The 14,741-nt window shown below is 63.8% G+C and carries 17 protein-coding genes; 10 read left to right on the top strand and 7 right to left on the bottom strand.

Going from position 1 to position 14,741, the window contains the following annotated elements; all coding sequences use genetic code 11:
- Window positions 1-23 precede the first annotated feature (23 nt).
- From ACQ651_RS17155 to ACQ651_RS17140, 4 genes are read right to left on the bottom strand one after another with little or no spacing between them, the layout of a single operon-like run.
- The gene (locus ACQ651_RS17155; RefSeq protein ID WP_227286308.1) at window positions 24-1,508 is read right to left on the bottom strand and encodes an AMP nucleosidase; all 1,485 of its coding nucleotides are present in this window, start codon (window positions 1,506-1,508) and stop codon (window positions 24-26) included.
- Window positions 1,505-3,304 carry an adenine deaminase gene (locus ACQ651_RS17150; RefSeq protein ID WP_430449955.1) on the bottom strand — a complete coding sequence of 600 codons (1,800 nt, stop codon included), beginning with the start codon at window positions 3,302-3,304 and terminating at the stop codon, window positions 1,505-1,507. Before ACQ651_RS17150 ends, ACQ651_RS17155 begins: the two co-directional genes overlap by 4 nt.
- Window positions 3,305-3,360: 56 nt before the next feature.
- Window positions 3,361-4,065, bottom strand: a complete 705-nt coding sequence (locus ACQ651_RS17145; protein WP_227286310.1) for an HAD family hydrolase — start codon at window positions 4,063-4,065, stop codon at window positions 3,361-3,363.
- A 36-nt stretch (window positions 4,066-4,101) separates the two neighbouring features.
- Complete coding sequence (locus tag ACQ651_RS17140; protein WP_430449953.1) at window positions 4,102-5,007, bottom strand: D-amino acid aminotransferase; 906 nt, start codon at window positions 5,005-5,007, stop codon at window positions 4,102-4,104.
- 110 nt (window positions 5,008-5,117) lie between these two features.
- Here ACQ651_RS17140 and msrA point away from each other — a divergent pair, with 110 nt between their 5' ends.
- Window positions 5,118-5,783, top strand: coding sequence for a peptide-methionine (S)-S-oxide reductase MsrA (gene msrA / locus ACQ651_RS17135; RefSeq protein ID WP_227286312.1), 666 nt, complete (start codon window positions 5,118-5,120; stop codon window positions 5,781-5,783).
- A 3-nt stretch (window positions 5,784-5,786) separates the two neighbouring features.
- Here msrA and ACQ651_RS17130 read toward each other — a convergent pair whose 3' ends face one another.
- Window positions 5,787-6,074, bottom strand: a complete 288-nt coding sequence (locus ACQ651_RS17130; protein WP_227286313.1) for a YggT family protein — start codon at window positions 6,072-6,074, stop codon at window positions 5,787-5,789.
- A gap of 121 nt (window positions 6,075-6,195) precedes the next feature.
- Here ACQ651_RS17130 and ACQ651_RS17125 point away from each other — a divergent pair, with 121 nt between their 5' ends.
- The 4 genes from ACQ651_RS17125 to ACQ651_RS17110 all read left to right on the top strand — a co-directional run bounded on the left by ACQ651_RS17125 (window position 6,196) and on the right by ACQ651_RS17110 (window position 9,920).
- Entirely contained in the window at window positions 6,196-6,726 is a 531-nt protein-coding gene (locus tag ACQ651_RS17125; RefSeq protein WP_430450342.1) for an acyl-CoA thioesterase, read from the top strand.
- 76 nt (window positions 6,727-6,802) lie between these two features.
- Complete coding sequence (locus ACQ651_RS17120) at window positions 6,803-8,152, top strand: MFS transporter (protein ID WP_227286314.1); 1,350 nt, start codon at window positions 6,803-6,805, stop codon at window positions 8,150-8,152.
- Complete coding sequence (mepA, locus tag ACQ651_RS17115) at window positions 8,149-9,069, top strand: penicillin-insensitive murein endopeptidase (protein ID WP_430449952.1); 921 nt, start codon at window positions 8,149-8,151, stop codon at window positions 9,067-9,069. The genes ACQ651_RS17120 and mepA overlap by 4 nt, the downstream gene beginning before the upstream one ends.
- Window positions 9,045-9,920 (top strand): esterase-like activity of phytase family protein, encoded by an 876-nt coding sequence (locus tag ACQ651_RS17110; protein ID WP_430449951.1) that lies wholly within the window; start codon window positions 9,045-9,047, stop codon window positions 9,918-9,920. Before mepA ends, ACQ651_RS17110 begins: the two co-directional genes overlap by 25 nt.
- A 12-nt stretch (window positions 9,921-9,932) precedes the next feature.
- Here ACQ651_RS17110 and ACQ651_RS17105 read toward each other — a convergent pair whose 3' ends face one another.
- Entirely contained in the window at window positions 9,933-10,772 is an 840-nt protein-coding gene (locus tag ACQ651_RS17105) for a TIGR00730 family Rossman fold protein (RefSeq protein WP_430449950.1), read from the bottom strand.
- Between the two features lie 160 nt (window positions 10,773-10,932).
- Here ACQ651_RS17105 and dapD point away from each other — a divergent pair, with 160 nt between their 5' ends.
- The 5 genes from dapD (at window position 10,933) to ACQ651_RS17080 (ending at window position 13,639) form a co-directional block, all read left to right on the top strand.
- On the top strand, window positions 10,933-11,760 hold the full coding sequence (dapD, locus tag ACQ651_RS17100) for a 2,3,4,5-tetrahydropyridine-2,6-dicarboxylate N-succinyltransferase (protein WP_430449949.1): 828 nt from the start codon (window positions 10,933-10,935) through the stop codon (window positions 11,758-11,760).
- A gap of 68 nt (window positions 11,761-11,828) precedes the next feature.
- Window positions 11,829-12,077 (top strand): GlsB/YeaQ/YmgE family stress response membrane protein, encoded by a 249-nt coding sequence (locus tag ACQ651_RS17095; protein ID WP_375551040.1) that lies wholly within the window; start codon window positions 11,829-11,831, stop codon window positions 12,075-12,077.
- A gap of 90 nt (window positions 12,078-12,167) precedes the next feature.
- On the top strand, window positions 12,168-12,914 hold the full coding sequence (locus tag ACQ651_RS17090; protein WP_430449948.1) for a MipA/OmpV family protein: 747 nt from the start codon (window positions 12,168-12,170) through the stop codon (window positions 12,912-12,914).
- A 72-nt stretch (window positions 12,915-12,986) separates the two neighbouring features.
- Window positions 12,987-13,178: a hypothetical protein gene (locus ACQ651_RS17085; RefSeq protein WP_227286321.1), complete on the top strand. Its 192-nt coding sequence runs from the start codon at window positions 12,987-12,989 to the stop codon at window positions 13,176-13,178.
- A 110-nt stretch (window positions 13,179-13,288) separates the two neighbouring features.
- A complete protein-coding gene (locus ACQ651_RS17080; RefSeq protein WP_227286322.1) occupies window positions 13,289-13,639 on the top strand; it encodes a hypothetical protein in 351 nt (116 codons plus the stop codon).
- Here ACQ651_RS17080 and ACQ651_RS17075 read toward each other — a convergent pair.
- Window positions 13,636-14,670, bottom strand: a complete 1,035-nt coding sequence (locus tag ACQ651_RS17075) for a Hint domain-containing protein (protein WP_227286323.1) — start codon at window positions 14,668-14,670, stop codon at window positions 13,636-13,638. The genes ACQ651_RS17080 and ACQ651_RS17075 overlap by 4 nt on opposite strands.
- Between the last annotated feature and the right edge of the window lie 71 nt (window positions 14,671-14,741).

Here is a 14,741-nt window from a genome sequence, read left to right as displayed (position 1 = left end):
GAAAATCGGGCTTTTTCGCCGAATCACAGGAATGCCGTCTCCTCAAACGAGCGCAATTTCCGGGAATGCAGCCGTTCAAGGGGCATCTCCCTGAGATTTTCCATCGCCCGGATGCCGATCAGAAGATGGCGCGAGACCTGCGTTTTATAGAACGCGCTCGCCATTCCGGGCAGTTTCAGTTCTCCGTGCAGCGGCTTGTCCGAAACGCAAAGCAGCGTTCCGTAGGGCACGCGGAAACGGAACCCGTTGGCCGCAATCGTGGCACTCTCCATATCCAGCGCGATCGCGCGCGACTGGCTGAGGCGCTGCACCGGGCCGCTATGATCCCTGAGTTCCCAGTTGCGGTTGTCGATGGTGGCCACCGTTCCCGTCCGCATGATCCGCTTCAGGTCGTAACCTTCCACATCGCTCACATCGGCCACGGCTTCCTCAAGCGCGATCTGCACCTCCGCCAGCGCCGGGATCGGCACCCAGACCGGCAGGTCGTCATCAAGCACGTGGTCTTCCCGCAGATAGGCATGGGCCAGAACGAAATCGCCAAGCGATTGCGAGTTCCGCAACCCCGCGCAATGCCCCACCATCAGCCAGACATGGGGGCGCAGGACCGCGATATGATCCGTCGCGGTTTTCGCGTTCGAGGGGCCGACGCCGATATTGACCAGCGTGATGCCGGCCCCGCCCGGGCGGGTCAGGTGATAGGTCGGCATCTGTGGCAGTTTTGGCGGCGTGTTCAGCGCTTGGTCGGGATCGGTGATCACGTCATTCCCGGGGCCGACAAGTGCGGTGTAGCCGCTATCGGGGTCACGAAGTGCGGCCCGGCCGAACTCCACGAACTCCTCCACATAGAACTGGTAGTTGGTGAAAAGCACGTGGTTCTGGAAATGCTCGGGCGCTGTTGCGGTGTAATGGGCAAGGCGCGCCAGCGAATAGTCGATGCGCTGCGCGGTGAAGGGCGCCAGCGCCCCGGATCCGTCCTCGTTATGGTAGCCGAAGCCGTTGACGATCTCGTCATTGGTGGTGCCCAGATCGGGCACGTCGAACACATCGCGCAGCGGGAAGGCCAGCGCGCCATCCTGCGGCACCTGCATATCCGCATCGTTCAGCACCGCGAAATGCACCGGGATCGGTGTCATCGACGGGCCGATACTGACCGGAACCTGATGATTTTCGATCAGCAGGCCGATCTGCTGGGTCAGATAATGCTTGAAGAGGTCAGGGCGGGTCACGGTCGTGGAGTAGGTTCCCGGCTCCGCCACGTGCCCGAAGGACAGGCGGCTGTCGATCTGTCCGAAGCTCGTCGTCGTGATACGGATCTCCGGATAAAACGCGCGGAAGCGTTTGTCAGGCATCTCGCCCATGACCACCTCGGCGAAATGCGCGCTCAGGAATGACGTCGCGGTCTCGTACAACTCGCGCAGATAGGCCACGGCCTCCTTGGGGTCGGTGAAGCTTTTCACACCCTGATCGGCGGGGCTTTCCACCGGCAAATGTATCATGGGCGCGGTCATAAGGTATCCTTTTCGAACAAATCCGTCAGCTCAAAGCGGGTCACGTCGACCAGACCCAGATCGGATATCCGAAGTTCCGGGATGACCACCAGCGCCAGAAGCGAATGCTGCATATAGGCATTGTTGAGCGTGCAGCCACAGGCCACCATCGCTTCGACCATCGCCTGTGCTTTCGCGGCCACCTCCGCGGCCGGGCGGTCGGACATCAATCCGGCGATCGGCAGGTCCACCAGCGCCAGCTCCGCGCCATCCCTGAAAACGGTCACACCGCCGCCAACCTCCGCCAGCCGCATGCTGGCCCTGGCCATGCTGTCCCGATCCGTGCCGACCACGATCATGTGATGGCTGTCATGGGCCACGGTCGAAGCAACGGCGACATTGCCCTGATATCCGAAGCCCGAGACGAACCCGTTGACCACGCCGCCCGTGCCCTTGTGCCGTTCGACCAATGCGATCTGGCAGACGTCGCCCGCCCCCTCCACCACGCCATCGCGCACCGGCAGATCGGCGGTCAGCGCCCTGGTCGGCGCCTGGTTCTCCACCACGCCGATCACCTTGGCCTTGACCTGATTGGCGCCATCGGGCGCGGCAATCTCGAAATCCGTCGCGCTGAGTGTCTTGCCCAGATTGACCGATCTGCGGGTATCGTCAGGCCAATCCAGATGCGGGCAGGCAACAAGGCAATCGCCATCCTGCGCCACCTTCCTGCCCCGCGCATAGACGGTTTCAACCGGCAGGCTGCGCAAATCCGATGTCACGATCAGATCCGCCCGGCGCCCCGGCGCGATCGACCCAAGTTCGCGCTCCAGCCCGAAATGCGTCGCGGTGTTGATCGTGGCCATCTGCAACGCGATCAGCGGGTCACAGCCGCACGCGATGGCATGGCGCAGAACCCGGTTCATATGCCCGTCATTCACCAGCGTGCCGGAATGGCAATCATCCGTGCACAGGATGAAGTTGCGCGGATCCAGCCCGCGCTCGGTGACGGCGGTGATCTGCCTTTCCACATCATACCAGGCAGACCCGAGGCGCAGCATCGCCCGCATCCCCTGACGCACCCGCGCGATGGCGTCCGCCTCGGCCACACCTTCATGATCGTCTGCCGGCCCGCCCGCGGCATAGGCGTGAAACGCCGGGCCCAGATCGGAGGAGGCGTAATGCCCACCGATCACTTTGCCGGCCTTTACGGTTTCGGCCATCTCGGCCAGCAACATCGCATCGCCCGCAACCACGCCGGGAAAGTTCATCATCTCGCCCAGACCGACGATGCCCGGCCAGGTCATCGCCTCGGCCACGTCCTCGGGCCCGATCCCGAAACCGGTGGTCTCCAGACCCGGCGCGGAGGGCGCGCAGGAGGGCATCTGGGTATAGATGTTGACCGGTTGCAGCTGCGCCTCGTCATGCATCAGCCTGACACCGCGCAGACCGAAGACATTGGCGATCTCATGGGGGTCGGTGAACATCGTGGTGGTGCCGTGCGGAATGACGGCACGGGCAAACTCGGCGGGTGTCAGCATGCCGCTTTCGATATGCATATGCCCATCGCAAAAACCGGGGATCAGATATCTTCCCTGAAGATCGGCAAGCTCCGTATCCGGCCCGATGCAATGGCCGGCATCCGGACCCACATAGGCGAACCGTCCGCAAGCCACCGCCACATCCCACCCGTCGAGGATCTCGCGGGTTTGCACATTGACCAGACAGGCGTTTCTCAGCACCAGATCGGCGGATTTTCGTCCGGCCGCGACAGCCACCAGATCGGCGGCGCTATCGGCCCAGGTCTTCAGCATTTCCATGGCACAGTTTCCCACCGTGACAGGCCGGCTTCAAGCGACATTTCGATGACGGCGGGTCAGACCGTCAGAGCGTCGGCGCGCATCTGCTCATAAATGGGCAGCGCCGCGTCCAGCACGGGGCGATGGGCCTCCAAGACGACCGGCAAAGGGCCTTCGGCACCCGCGAACCCGGTGCTGTCATGCACCGCGCCATACCAGTGTCTGGCCCAGATCCCATCCTCGGGCCGGCCGCCTCTGGGCCAGCGCAACATGGCCCCGGTGAACGACAGCCCAAGCGCCCCGCACAGCGCCTCCAGCATCCCTCGGGGGGTCTGCCGGATATCGAAACTGTCGATCACCACACCGCCAAGCCGCCGATAGAGCGCCGCTTGCTGGGGAAACCCGATATCCTCCAGCGTCACCGCCTCGCGCTTGGCCGCATAGCTCGCGATCACCCGTGCCGGATGCCGGATCAGGTGGACATTCACGCAGTCCTCGGCCCAGTCCAGCGGAAAGCCGGGCAGCATGTGATGGGGCATGTGCTTCATGTAGAAATGCGCCTTGCCATCCGGAACCGGCCCGGCACAACGCGCACCAATCACGGCCGGATCGCTTTCATGGGCGGCGATGATCTCACCGGCGAGCGGGTGATCCGAGCCGCTTTCCCGCAGATAGGCCCCATAGAACGGCTCGTCCCAGACGGCGCAATCGCCCCGCGCGGCGAATGCATACATCATCGCGGTGGAAAGGTTCCGCGGCCCAGACCACATGGCAATCTTCATCTCACTCGCCCCGCATGCGCGCCGCGCACGAACCGTTCATCCATCGCGCGCCACCAGATCGGCATAGAGCGCCCGGATTCTCTGCGTCATCGCCCCCATCCGGCCATCGCCGATCTGCCGTCCGTCGATCTCCCCCACCGGGGTCTGCGCACCGAACGTGCCGGTCAGAAACGCCTCCTGCGCCCCGTAGGTCTCGACCAGCGAGTAATTCCGCTCGAAAACCGGGATGTCATTGGCGCGGCAGAGGTCGATCACCTTCTGGCGGGTGATCCCGTTCATGCAGTAATCGCCGGTCGAGGTCCAAACCTCGCCCTTGCGCACGATGAAGAAATTGCACGCATTGGTCGTGTTCACGAAACCATGCACGTCGAGCATCAGCGCCTCGTCCGCCCCGGCCTTTTCGGCGGCAATGCAGGCCAGGATGCAATTGAGCTTCGAATGGGAGTTCAGCTTCGGATCCTGCGTCATCGGCAGGCCCCGCAGATGCGGCACCGTGGCCAGCCGGATCGGGCGCGGCAGGGATGGGCGGGAATGCTCCATGATGATCACCACGGTCGGACCGGACACCGACAGGGCCGGGTGCTGGAACGGGCGCTGCTTCACGCCGCGCGTCACCATCAGACGGGCATGGGCATCACCGTGCATCCCGTTGGCGGCACGGGTTTCCTCCAGCGCCGCGCGCAGACCCGGACGATCAAGGCCGATATCCAGGTCGATCGCCTTGGCCGCGTCGAACAGGCGGTCCAGATGCTCATCCAGAAAAGCCCAGCGCCCGTTGTAAAGCCGCAGGCCTTCCCATACGCCATCGCCCAGCATGAAGCCGCTGTCATAGACGCTGACCATCGCCGCGCCGCGCGGCTTCAGCACGCCGTTCACCCAAATCAGGATGTTGTCGTTCCGCGCATCCTCTTCCGCCTGATGGGTTGTTACCGCGTCGTCCATGGCCAAGGCTCCCTCTTCACCGCTCCGTGACCTCACACCCATGTGCGTTGTATTTCAATGCCTCTCGATCGTTAAACTGTGGCCGACCGCAGTATGGAGCGCGCTTTCCCATGTCCCGACTTCCGATCCGCGACACGCTGAAAATCGCCATGCTTGGCGTTGCCATTCTGGCCGGGCTGGCCTTGCAGCATGGCAAGGCCCATGCCGCCGATATTCAGACAACCGTGGTTGCCGGCGGGTGTTTCTGGTGCGTCGAGGCGGATTTCGAACAGGTGCCCGGCGTGATCGAAGTCGTCTCGGGCTATGCGGGCGGAACGGTCGCCAACCCGACCTATCGGCAGGTCGTGCGCGGCGGCACCGGACATCTGGAGGTCGCGCAGATCACCTATGACGCGGACCGGCTGTCCTACGCGGATCTGCTGCACATGTTCCTGCGGTCCGTCGATCCACTGGATGCGGGCGGGCAGTTCTGCGACCGGGGGCACAGCTACAGCACCGCGATTTTCGTGGAAACCCCGCAGGAACGTGCGACTGCCGAGGCGGCGCTGGCCGAGGCAAGCGCCGAACTGGGCCGTCAGGTCGTGACGCCCGTGCGGGACGCGGCGCCGTTCTACCCTGCCGAGGCGTATCATCAGGATTACTACCGCAGTTCCGATCTGATCGTGACACGATTCGGCCCGCGGCGGAAATCAGTGGCCTATGAGCTTTACCGCGAAGCCTGTGGCCGGGACGCGCGGCTGCGCGAGCTTTGGGGCAACGCCGCACTCACCCATTGAGCGTCAGAGGAACAAGGCCACGTTGTTGCGCAGGATGATCTCCAGCGCGTAAAGGCCCAGAATCACCACCAGCGGCGCCAGATCCAGCCCGCCCATGCTCGGCAACAGCCGGCGGATCGGCGCATAGACGGGCTCAAGCAGCCGGTTCAGCCCGTCCCAGATCTGGGCGACAACCGGCTGGCGCATGTTCAGCACGCCGAAATTGATCAGCCAGCTCATGATCACATGGGCGATCACGATGAAGAACGCCACGTTGATCAGGAGCATCAGTATTTGGAAAAGCGAGGTCATGCGCGCGGCCTTTTGCCTTGGAAATCAGCTTGCTTCCAGACCTAAGCGGGATGTGCAGGCTCTGCAAGTGACGCAACGCCCGGGCTTGACCCCGACGCAAACCGAAATCATCTGCCCGGTCATGACCCCGATCATCCGCACCGCCGCCGAAATGCTGCGCGCCCGCCGCGCCGACCCTCTGCCGCTTCTGGGGCTGCACAAGACCCGAATGCGGTGCTGGCCCGGCGATATCGACCTTTTTCTGGAACTGAACAACGGGCGCACGCTGTCGCTGTTCGATATCGGCCGCTTCGGGCTGGCGGTTCGGATCGGGCTGATAAAGGTCCTCCGACAGCGCCGATGGGGTCTGGTCGTGGCCGGAAGCTCGGTACGCTACCGGGCCCGCATCCGGCCGTTTCAGACCTTCGAGATGCGCAGCCGCGCGCTCGCTTGGGATGCCCGGTTTGTCTATATCGAGCAATCCATGTGGCGGGGCGAGCTGTGCTGCAACCATGTCCTGCTGCGCACCGCCGTGACGGAAAACGGCCGGATCGTGCCTACCGCGCATGTGGTCGAGGCACTTGGCACATCGCAACCCTCCCCCGACCTTCCCGACTGGGCCGCCGCCTGGATCGATGCGGACGCGACCCGCCCCTGGCCGCCGCGAATGTAGGCCACACGGGCATTTTCATTGCCAAATCGCCCCGCGCCACCGATGCTGCGCCGAAATCGGGACCATAGGGACGGGCATGACAGCGACGGTATTGCAAAGGCGTATCTGGGGATGGTGGGCGTTCGACTGGGCAAGCCAGCCTTACAACACCCTGCTTCTGACCTTCATTTTCGGCCCCTATATCAACGAGTTGCTTGGCGACGGCACGGCGGCACAGACGGCCTGGGGCTATGGTATCGGTGCCGCCGGCCTGCTGATTGCTTTGATGGCGCCGATCCTTGGGGCGATAGCCGACAAGGCGGGCCACAAGATGCCGTTCATCTGGCTGTTTTCGCTGATGTACGTGATCGGCTCCGCGGGCCTGTGGCTGGCTGTGCCCGGCGATTTCAACCTCGTCTTCATCTTGTGTTTCTTCGCCATCGGCCTGATTGGAATGGAATTCGCGACGATCTTCACCAACTCGCTGATGCCGTCTCTGGGCGGGCGCGCGGATATGGGCCGTATCTCGGGCACGGGATGGGCGATCGGCTATCTGGGCGGGTTTCTGGCGCTGGTGATCATGCTGCTGCTGCTGGCCGAAAACGCCGAAACCGGCAAAACCCTGATCGGGATCGATCCGATCCTGGGCCTGGATGCGGGGATGCGCGAAGGCACCCGGGCGGTCGGCCCGCTCACGGCATTGTGGTTCGCCGTCTTCATGATCCCCTTCTTCCTCTGGGTGAAAGAGCCAAGGCTGCCAGACGCGGTACCGATAGGCAGGGCCGTGTCGACCGCTCTGCCCGATCTGGTGAGTCATCTCAAGGCCCTGCCTTCGGACCGGAGCCTGTTCGCCTTTCTGGGCTCCTCCATGTTCTACCGCGACGGGTTGAACGGGATGTATGTCTTCGGTGGCATCTATGCGGCGGGCGTATTGGGATGGTCGGTCGTCGATGTGGGGATCTTCGGCATCCTTGCGGTGCTGACCGGCGCCCTTTTCGCCTGGCTTGGCGGCATGGCCGACAGCCGCTTCGGCCCCAAGCCCGTGATCACGCTCAACGTGGTCGTGCTGACCCTTGTGGGGATCGGCATCGTCTTCATCTCTCGGGACAGCGTCTTCGGCGTCCCGGTCGGGCCGGAATCCTTCCTGCCAGATATCGCCTTCTACGTCCTTGGGGCGATGATCGGCGCGGCGGGCGGCGCCCTGCAATCGGCCAGCCGGACGATGCTGGTCCGACAGACAGAACCCGACCGGATGACCGAAGGCTTCGGGCTCTATGCGCTGGCGGGCAAGGCGACCTCGTTCATCGCACCGCTTCTGATCGGGGTGACAACCCAGATAAGCGGTAGTCAGCAAATGGGGATCACACCGCTGATCGCCCTCTTCCTGCTTGGGCTTGTTCTGCTAATCTGGGTGAATCCAGATGGCCGACAGGAGCCCGCCGCATGATCCGCACCCGCCCCGTACTTGCCGCTCTCGGCCTTGCGGTTCTGGCCGCCTGCAACGGTGCCGGGCCGGATCGCAGGCCTGCCGCCCCCCCTATGCCGCCGCTGGATGTGACCCAGTCCCGACAGGAGGCGCGCCAGCTTTTCGGCGCCGAGAGTGTCAGCTACCCTGCCAGCCCCGCCGCGTTCGGCGGATATGCGCGCGGCTGCGTCGCGGGTGCCGAGCAATTGCCCGAAACCGGCCCGACCTGGCAGGCGATGCGCCTGAGCCGGAACCGCAACTGGGCCTTGCCGGTCACGCTGGACTACGTTCAGGATCTCAGCCGCGAAGTAGCGCAGACCACATCCTGGAACGGAATTTACGTCGGCGATATGAGCCAGCCGAGAGGCGGGCCGATGCTGACCGGCCATCGCAGCCACCAATCCGGTCTCGACATAGATATCTGGATGCGGCCTGCCACCAATCTGAATCTCACCCGGGCCGAGCGGGAAACCCTCTCCTCCATCTCCATGCGGCGGGCCAATGGCGCCTATGTCAATGACAGCTGGACCGAGGATCACTGGCGGGTCCTGCGCGCCGCCGCCTCTGACCCGCGCGTGGCGCGCATCTTCGTCTTTCCCGGTGCCAAAGTCTGGATGTGCGACAATGAAACCGGCGACCGCAGCTATCTGCGCAATATCCGGCCCTGGTGGGGCCATCACTACCATTTCCATGTGCGGCTATCCTGCCCGCCGGGCATGCCGGACTGCGAGGATCAGGCCGCACCGCCGCCCGGAGACGGCTGCGATCAGGCCCGCGAATGGGTTCAGAACATCCTGAACCCGCCGCCGCCAGACCCGAATGCGCCGCCACCCCAGCCGCGCCGGGAACTGACCCTTGGCGATCTGCCGCGCCAATGCGCGGCGATCCTGTCGCCCTGATCCGCGCTGCCCTGATCTGTCTGGCCCTGTGCGCTCCGGCGGTCGCGGACCCGCTGAGCGAGCATGACTGGCAGGATGACGCGCCGCAACTGGGGGGACTTTCGGGTGTGGAGATCAGCAGCGATGGCACCCGGCTCTGGGCATTGTCCGACCGGGGTTATCTTATCGCCGCCCGCATCACCCGCATCGAAGGAGCCATCACCGGCATCGGGATCACGCGGATCGCCGAACTTCTGGACGCCGCCGGCAACCGCCCCGAAACCCGCGCCGCCCGCGACAGCGAAGGCCTCGCCGTCAGCACGGGCGGCCATGTCTATATCTCTTACGAAGGCGATCATCGGCTGACGGGTCACACACCGGACGGCCGCGTCAATCTCAGCTTTCCGACGCCGCCGGATATCGCCAGGATGGAGCTAAACGGCTCGTTCGAAGCTCTCGCCATAGGGCCCGACAACACGCTTTACACGCTTGCCGAGCGGGGCCCGGACGGGCAGGCCCCGCTTTACCGCTTCGCCGGCGGCGTCTGGGATACGGGCTTCATGTATCCGCGCAGCGACGGGTTCGATCCGGTGGGCATGGATTTCGACGATCTTGGCCGTCTTTACATCCTTGAACGCAGTTTCAGCATGTTCGGTGGGTTTGCCACCCGTATCCGGCGCGCGGAAATCACGGAAAGCGGCCTCGGCCCGCTGGCGACGCTGCTGGAAACCGCCCCCGGCCGTCATCCCAATCTCGAAGGCATCAGCCTCTGGCGGGATCAGACCGGGCGGCTGATCGCGACCCTTGTCGCGGATGACAATTACAACCGGATGTTCCGCAGCCAGATCGTCGAATACCCGATGCCGGATTGACGAGAGGGGGGTCTAACGGCCCGGTATGTCCCCGCGTTTGCCCTCATAGGCCCAGTCGTCTATCACGGCCATCGCCTCCTCCGCCGTTTCGACGAAGCAGAACAGCTCCAGATCTTCGCGCGCGATCGTTCCGGCGCGGGCCAGGGCGTCCCAGTTCACCACCTCCCGCCAGAAGCTTTCGCCGAACAGCAGGACCGGCACCTGCTCCATCCGGCCGGTCTGGATCAGGGTCAGGCTTTCGAACAGCTCATCCATGGTTCCGAAGCCGCCTGGAAAGACCGCGATCGCCTTCGCGCGGATCAGGAAATGCATCTTGCGGATGCCGAAATAGTGGAAATTGAAACACAGCTCGGGGGTGATATAGGCGTTGGGCACCTGCTCATGGGGCAGAACGATGTTGAGCCCGATGGAACAACCGCCCGCCTCCGCCGCCCCCCGGTTTCCCGCCTCCATCACGCCGGGTCCGCCGCCGGTGACTACGACATCGCGTGTGCAGCCGGTGCTGACCGAACGCTCGGTGATGAGCCGTGCGAATTTGCGCGCCTCTTCATAATACCGGCTCATGTCGTTGAGCGCCGCCGACCGGGCCGTCTCCCCGGGTGCCGGTATGCGCGCGCCGCCGAACATCACCACCGTCGTCTCGATCCCGCGTTCATCCATCTCAAGCTGCGGTTTCAGCAGTTCCAGCTGCAACCGAACGGGTCTGAGCTCGTCCCGGCAGAGGAAATCCGGGTCCGCGAATGCGAGCCGGTAAGCCGGGGAGCGCGCCTGCGGCGTGTCCGGCTTGATCTGGCTCGACTGGATATCCTGATGAGCATCGCGGAAAGGGCCGTGTCTCTGATCGTCATTCATTTTTGCACAAATTCCTGTTCGGGCAATCCGTTCCGCGACACTAGCGGCCCGGCAGGCGCGGTGCCACCGGAATACCCGCCTCTCCGTGGCCGTGATCTGATTGCGAAACCCGCCCGCGTTGCCTATAGCCTCCTGCCAACACGATCCCCGGAGGACCCCAATGTCAAACGCCCAGCTTGAAACCGCGATCGAGGCCGCCTGGGAGGCGCGCGACCAGATCACACCGGCCACGACCGGAGAAACCCGCGAGGCCGTCGAGGACACTCTGAACGCGCTCGACAGCGGGCAGTTGCGGGTCGCCGAACGGCAGGAGAACGGGGACTGGCACGTGAACCAGTGGGCCAAGAAGGCGGTCCTGCTCGGGTTCCGCCTGAAAGACATGGAGATGCAGAGCGGCTCGCCCCAGGGCGGAAGCTGGTGGGACAAGGTCGACAGCAAATGGGCAAGCTGGGGCGAAAACGAGTGGGGCGCGGCGGGTTTTCGCGCCGTGCCGAACTGCGTCGTCCGGAAATCCGCCTATATCGCGCCCGGCGTCGTGCTGATGCCCTCCTTCGTCAATCTCGGCGCCTATGTAGACAGCGGCACGATGGTCGACACATGGGCCACCGTCGGGTCATGTGCGCAGATCGGCAAGAACGTACATCTCTCGGGCGGCGTCGGCATCGGCGGTGTGCTGGAACCGATGCAGGCAGGCCCCACGATCATCGAAGACAATTGCTTCATCGGGGCCCGCTCCGAAGTGGTCGAGGGCTGCATCATCCGCGAGGGGTCCGTGCTGGGCATGGGGGTTTTCATCGGGCAGTCGACCAAGATCGTGGACCGCGAAACGGGCCAGGTCATGTATGGCGAGGTGCCGGCGGGCTCGGTCGTTGTCGCGGGCTCGATGCCGTCGAAGAACGGCGTCAATCTCTACTGCGCCGTCATCGTCAAAAGGGTCGATGAAAAGACCCGCTCGAAGACGTCTATCAACGATCTTCTGCGCGACTGAGCCTGGTGCTTTCCGGCCAAATCGGAACGTGCTAGCCTCGGCGCATCAGGTAAACGAGCGGGTGTATCATGCAAGGTCTTGGGTGGATTGCGGCGATCATCGTGGGAGGGCTGGCCGGTTGGGCGGCCAGTTCGATCATGAAGGCCGATACCGGGTTATTGCTGAATATTGTTCTGGGCATCGTCGGCGCCTTGGTGGCCAATTTCCTCCTCGGTCTGGTGGGGATCAACGCATCGCCCACATGGATTTCGCAGGGCATCGTCGGCCTGATCGGGGCCTGTCTGCTGATTGCCGGATGGCGGGCCATACGCCGGTAAAAACTTCTTTTCAAACTGATCAGTTTAGTTTATTTCTCTGCCAAACCAGAGGCGTAAGCGTATCTTGCAGTTGGAAAAACGGAGTTGAAAATGACCCGAAATCTGGCCGGTCCGGCCCTTGTTCTGAGCGTGTTCGCCACCGGCACGGCCTTTGCCCAGGAACAGCCGCAGGGGCTGAGCTTCGGGCTCGTGGCCGGAGTGTCGAACTCCCTTTATGTGGGGGATGAGGATGACACATCGGTCTTTCCGCTACTCAGCTATCAGGGGCAGGGCTTTTCGGTCGGGTTCGACGGGCTGACGGTCGACATGATCGATCGCGGTGGGGTGCGCGTGCAGGGGCGGCTTGCCCCCCGTTTCACCGCGCTGGACGATCCCGATGCCGTCGCCCTTCAGGGGCTCGACCGCGATATCACCGTCGATGCGGGCTTCAGCCTTGCCTATGACATCAGCCCGCAGGCCACGGTAAACGCCACATTCCTGCAGGAAATCACCGGCGAACATGACGGGCGGGAGCTTACCGTGGATGTCCGGCATCAACTCATGCTGGGGCAGGTGCCTCTCGGCCTCAGCGCGGGGCTGACATGGCAAAGCGAGGATCTGGCCGGGTATCTCTATGGGGTCCGCCCCTCCGAAGCGACCGGCACCCGCCCGGCCTATGCGCCCGATGCGGCGGTAATCCCGTTCGTGGGCGTGTCGACCGCTTTTCCGATCACCGACAGCGCGGCGATTTTTGCCACCGCACAGGCATCTTTTCCGGATGACACGATCACCGACAGCCCCATCGTCGACGAAGACAGGCTCTATAGCGCCAATATCGGCATCCAGTTCAGTTTCTGAGGCCGCGTCCGACGGAAGTGCGGCCCCGTTGCGTGTCATCGGACGGAACCGCACAGGGAGATCAGCCAGACCATGACCCGAGCCTTCCTTCTGACCATGGCCATCGCAGTGGGCCTTTTTGCGCAAAAGATGCAGGCCGAAGAGCACCAGACACAGGTCGCCCAGAACCAGGGTGGCCCTGCCATGACCCTCGGCACCTTGCCGATCGCGGGAACACCGCCGGGATCGCACCCGGCGGGCGCCGAACCGCTGGATCTTTTCTGATCCCGCGGCCCCGCCTTGGCCACCCAAGAGCGCCAGGGCGGATGTTCGGCCCGTCCGTTGGGGCGCCATCGACTTGACAGCGGCACCTCCAAACCCGCAAAGCCGCTCCCATGAGTGATGCCAAGAAGGAAAAGCGCCCCCAGCAGATCTTCACCCTGCTGGTGGAAGTGGGCCGCAAGGCGGGCGACGGGTTGCCGGATGGCGCCACCGGTGCGGCCCTGATCTGCTATGCATCCGGTGTCGACGAAGCGGAAGCGGTGCGTGAAACCGTGGCGATCCTGAAACAGGCCGAGCTGGCCCCACTAGACGTCACCGGCTATGGCACGCGCGATGAACGGCTTGCGCAGGGCCATGACATCGATGCCGAAGAAACCGCGCTGATGGAGCGCGCGCGAGCCGAAAACGCCGTGATCGTGGCGCAGATGACACCGTTTTTCGGAGAAGACGGGTCCGCGCGCTAGGCTGCAACGCGGCGATGTTCTGCGATCAGGGACAACAGGCTCTGCGCCGCCGCGCGATCCAGCGTCGGATAATGCGGACTTGCATCCGCTTCGGACAATTGGCCGGTATTGCGCCCGTTTGCACTGAGCATGTCGCCAAGCAGAAGCGTCTCCAACCGGCAGCGCCCGACCATGACGCAATCATGATCATCCAGAAGGAAGTGGTGGAACACCCGTGTGGGCCGCGTGTGGTCGCGCCGGGCCGAAATGCCATTCACCAGATCTCTGGCGCGCACGAAGACCCGTTCCTCGCCGAACAGATACTCCACATCGGTTCCATCCATCAGCAGGCGATGCTGCGCGGACACGGTGCAATCCCGGGTCAGTCCGAAATAGGGCGCACGCAGGACGACGGGGGCCATGGAGCCAAGGCACAAGACCTCGCGCCGTCCGGCCCAGCGCACGACCTGCGGCCCGCGATCGAGCGTGTCGACGACCATGCCGGGGCGCAGATCCTCGACGCGAACGGGGCCCGCAGGCGTGTTGATGGGCGTACCCGCCTGAAAACAGGGGGCGGGGCCCACGGGCACGTCATGGGTCGCCAGCGCGGCGAAGTTCAGCTGCTCCGCATATCGTGGGCTGCGCGGCAGAAAATCGGTCAGATCCGGGGCGACCGGCACCCGAGGACGCAGGAGGAGCCGCAGGCCGCTGTCAAGATTGCGGATATCGACAAGCGTATCGCGGCCATGGATATCGGTGCGGTAATGCAGATGGAAGGTCTCGCCGGGCTGCAGCATTCCGGGCTGTGTCATGATATCGACATCGCGGTGGAAAAGGCGCATCGCGCCATCGGGCATGCGGAAAAGCCCGAACTGTTCCGCTTCGGTGCCGACGCCGGCCCAAAGCCGGATCGGGCGTTCGCCGCCACGGGGCAGGCGTCCTTCGACGATCAGTGTGACATGGCCGGATTCGGACGATACCGGCTTCGGCATCGTGGCGATTTCAACGCCGTCCACCTGACCTGTTGCATCCCAGATTGCTGCCCAGACCATCTCAACCACCTCGATAACACCTGATACGGAAACAATGTGGCACAAGAATGTGGGGAGATTTCATCCGGAGT

The organism is Rhodophyticola sp. (assembly GCF_965284195.1).
Classification (GTDB): Bacteria; Pseudomonadota; Alphaproteobacteria; order Rhodobacterales; family Rhodobacteraceae; genus Rhodophyticola.
This window is presented reverse-complemented; position numbering and strand designations above follow the sequence as displayed.

Coding starts and splice junctions, on each gene's coding strand:
- ACQ651_RS17155 (WP_227286308.1), bottom strand. CDS start 1,508: ATGACCGCGCCCATGATACATTTGCCGGTGGAAAGCCCCGCCGATCAG.
- ACQ651_RS17150 (WP_430449955.1), bottom strand. CDS start 3,304: ATGGAAATGCTGAAGACCTGGGCCGATAGCGCCGCCGATCTGGTGGCT.
- ACQ651_RS17145 (WP_227286310.1), bottom strand. CDS start 4,065: ATGAAGATTGCCATGTGGTCTGGGCCGCGGAACCTTTCCACCGCGATG.
- ACQ651_RS17140 (WP_430449953.1), bottom strand. CDS start 5,007: ATGGACGACGCGGTAACAACCCATCAGGCGGAAGAGGATGCGCGGAAC.
- msrA (WP_227286312.1), top strand. CDS start 5,118: ATGTCCCGACTTCCGATCCGCGACACGCTGAAAATCGCCATGCTTGGC.
- ACQ651_RS17130 (WP_227286313.1), bottom strand. CDS start 6,074: ATGACCTCGCTTTTCCAAATACTGATGCTCCTGATCAACGTGGCGTTC.
- ACQ651_RS17125 (WP_430450342.1), top strand. CDS start 6,196: ATGACCCCGATCATCCGCACCGCCGCCGAAATGCTGCGCGCCCGCCGC.
- ACQ651_RS17120 (WP_227286314.1), top strand. CDS start 6,803: ATGACAGCGACGGTATTGCAAAGGCGTATCTGGGGATGGTGGGCGTTC.
- mepA (WP_430449952.1), top strand. CDS start 8,149: ATGATCCGCACCCGCCCCGTACTTGCCGCTCTCGGCCTTGCGGTTCTG.
- ACQ651_RS17110 (WP_430449951.1), top strand. CDS start 9,045: ATGCGCGGCGATCCTGTCGCCCTGATCCGCGCTGCCCTGATCTGTCTG.
- ACQ651_RS17105 (WP_430449950.1), bottom strand. CDS start 10,772: ATGAATGACGATCAGAGACACGGCCCTTTCCGCGATGCTCATCAGGAT.
- dapD (WP_430449949.1), top strand. CDS start 10,933: ATGTCAAACGCCCAGCTTGAAACCGCGATCGAGGCCGCCTGGGAGGCG.
- ACQ651_RS17095 (WP_375551040.1), top strand. CDS start 11,829: ATGCAAGGTCTTGGGTGGATTGCGGCGATCATCGTGGGAGGGCTGGCC.
- ACQ651_RS17090 (WP_430449948.1), top strand. CDS start 12,168: ATGACCCGAAATCTGGCCGGTCCGGCCCTTGTTCTGAGCGTGTTCGCC.
- ACQ651_RS17085 (WP_227286321.1), top strand. CDS start 12,987: ATGACCCGAGCCTTCCTTCTGACCATGGCCATCGCAGTGGGCCTTTTT.
- ACQ651_RS17080 (WP_227286322.1), top strand. CDS start 13,289: ATGAGTGATGCCAAGAAGGAAAAGCGCCCCCAGCAGATCTTCACCCTG.
- ACQ651_RS17075 (WP_227286323.1), bottom strand. CDS start 14,670: ATGGTCTGGGCAGCAATCTGGGATGCAACAGGTCAGGTGGACGGCGTT.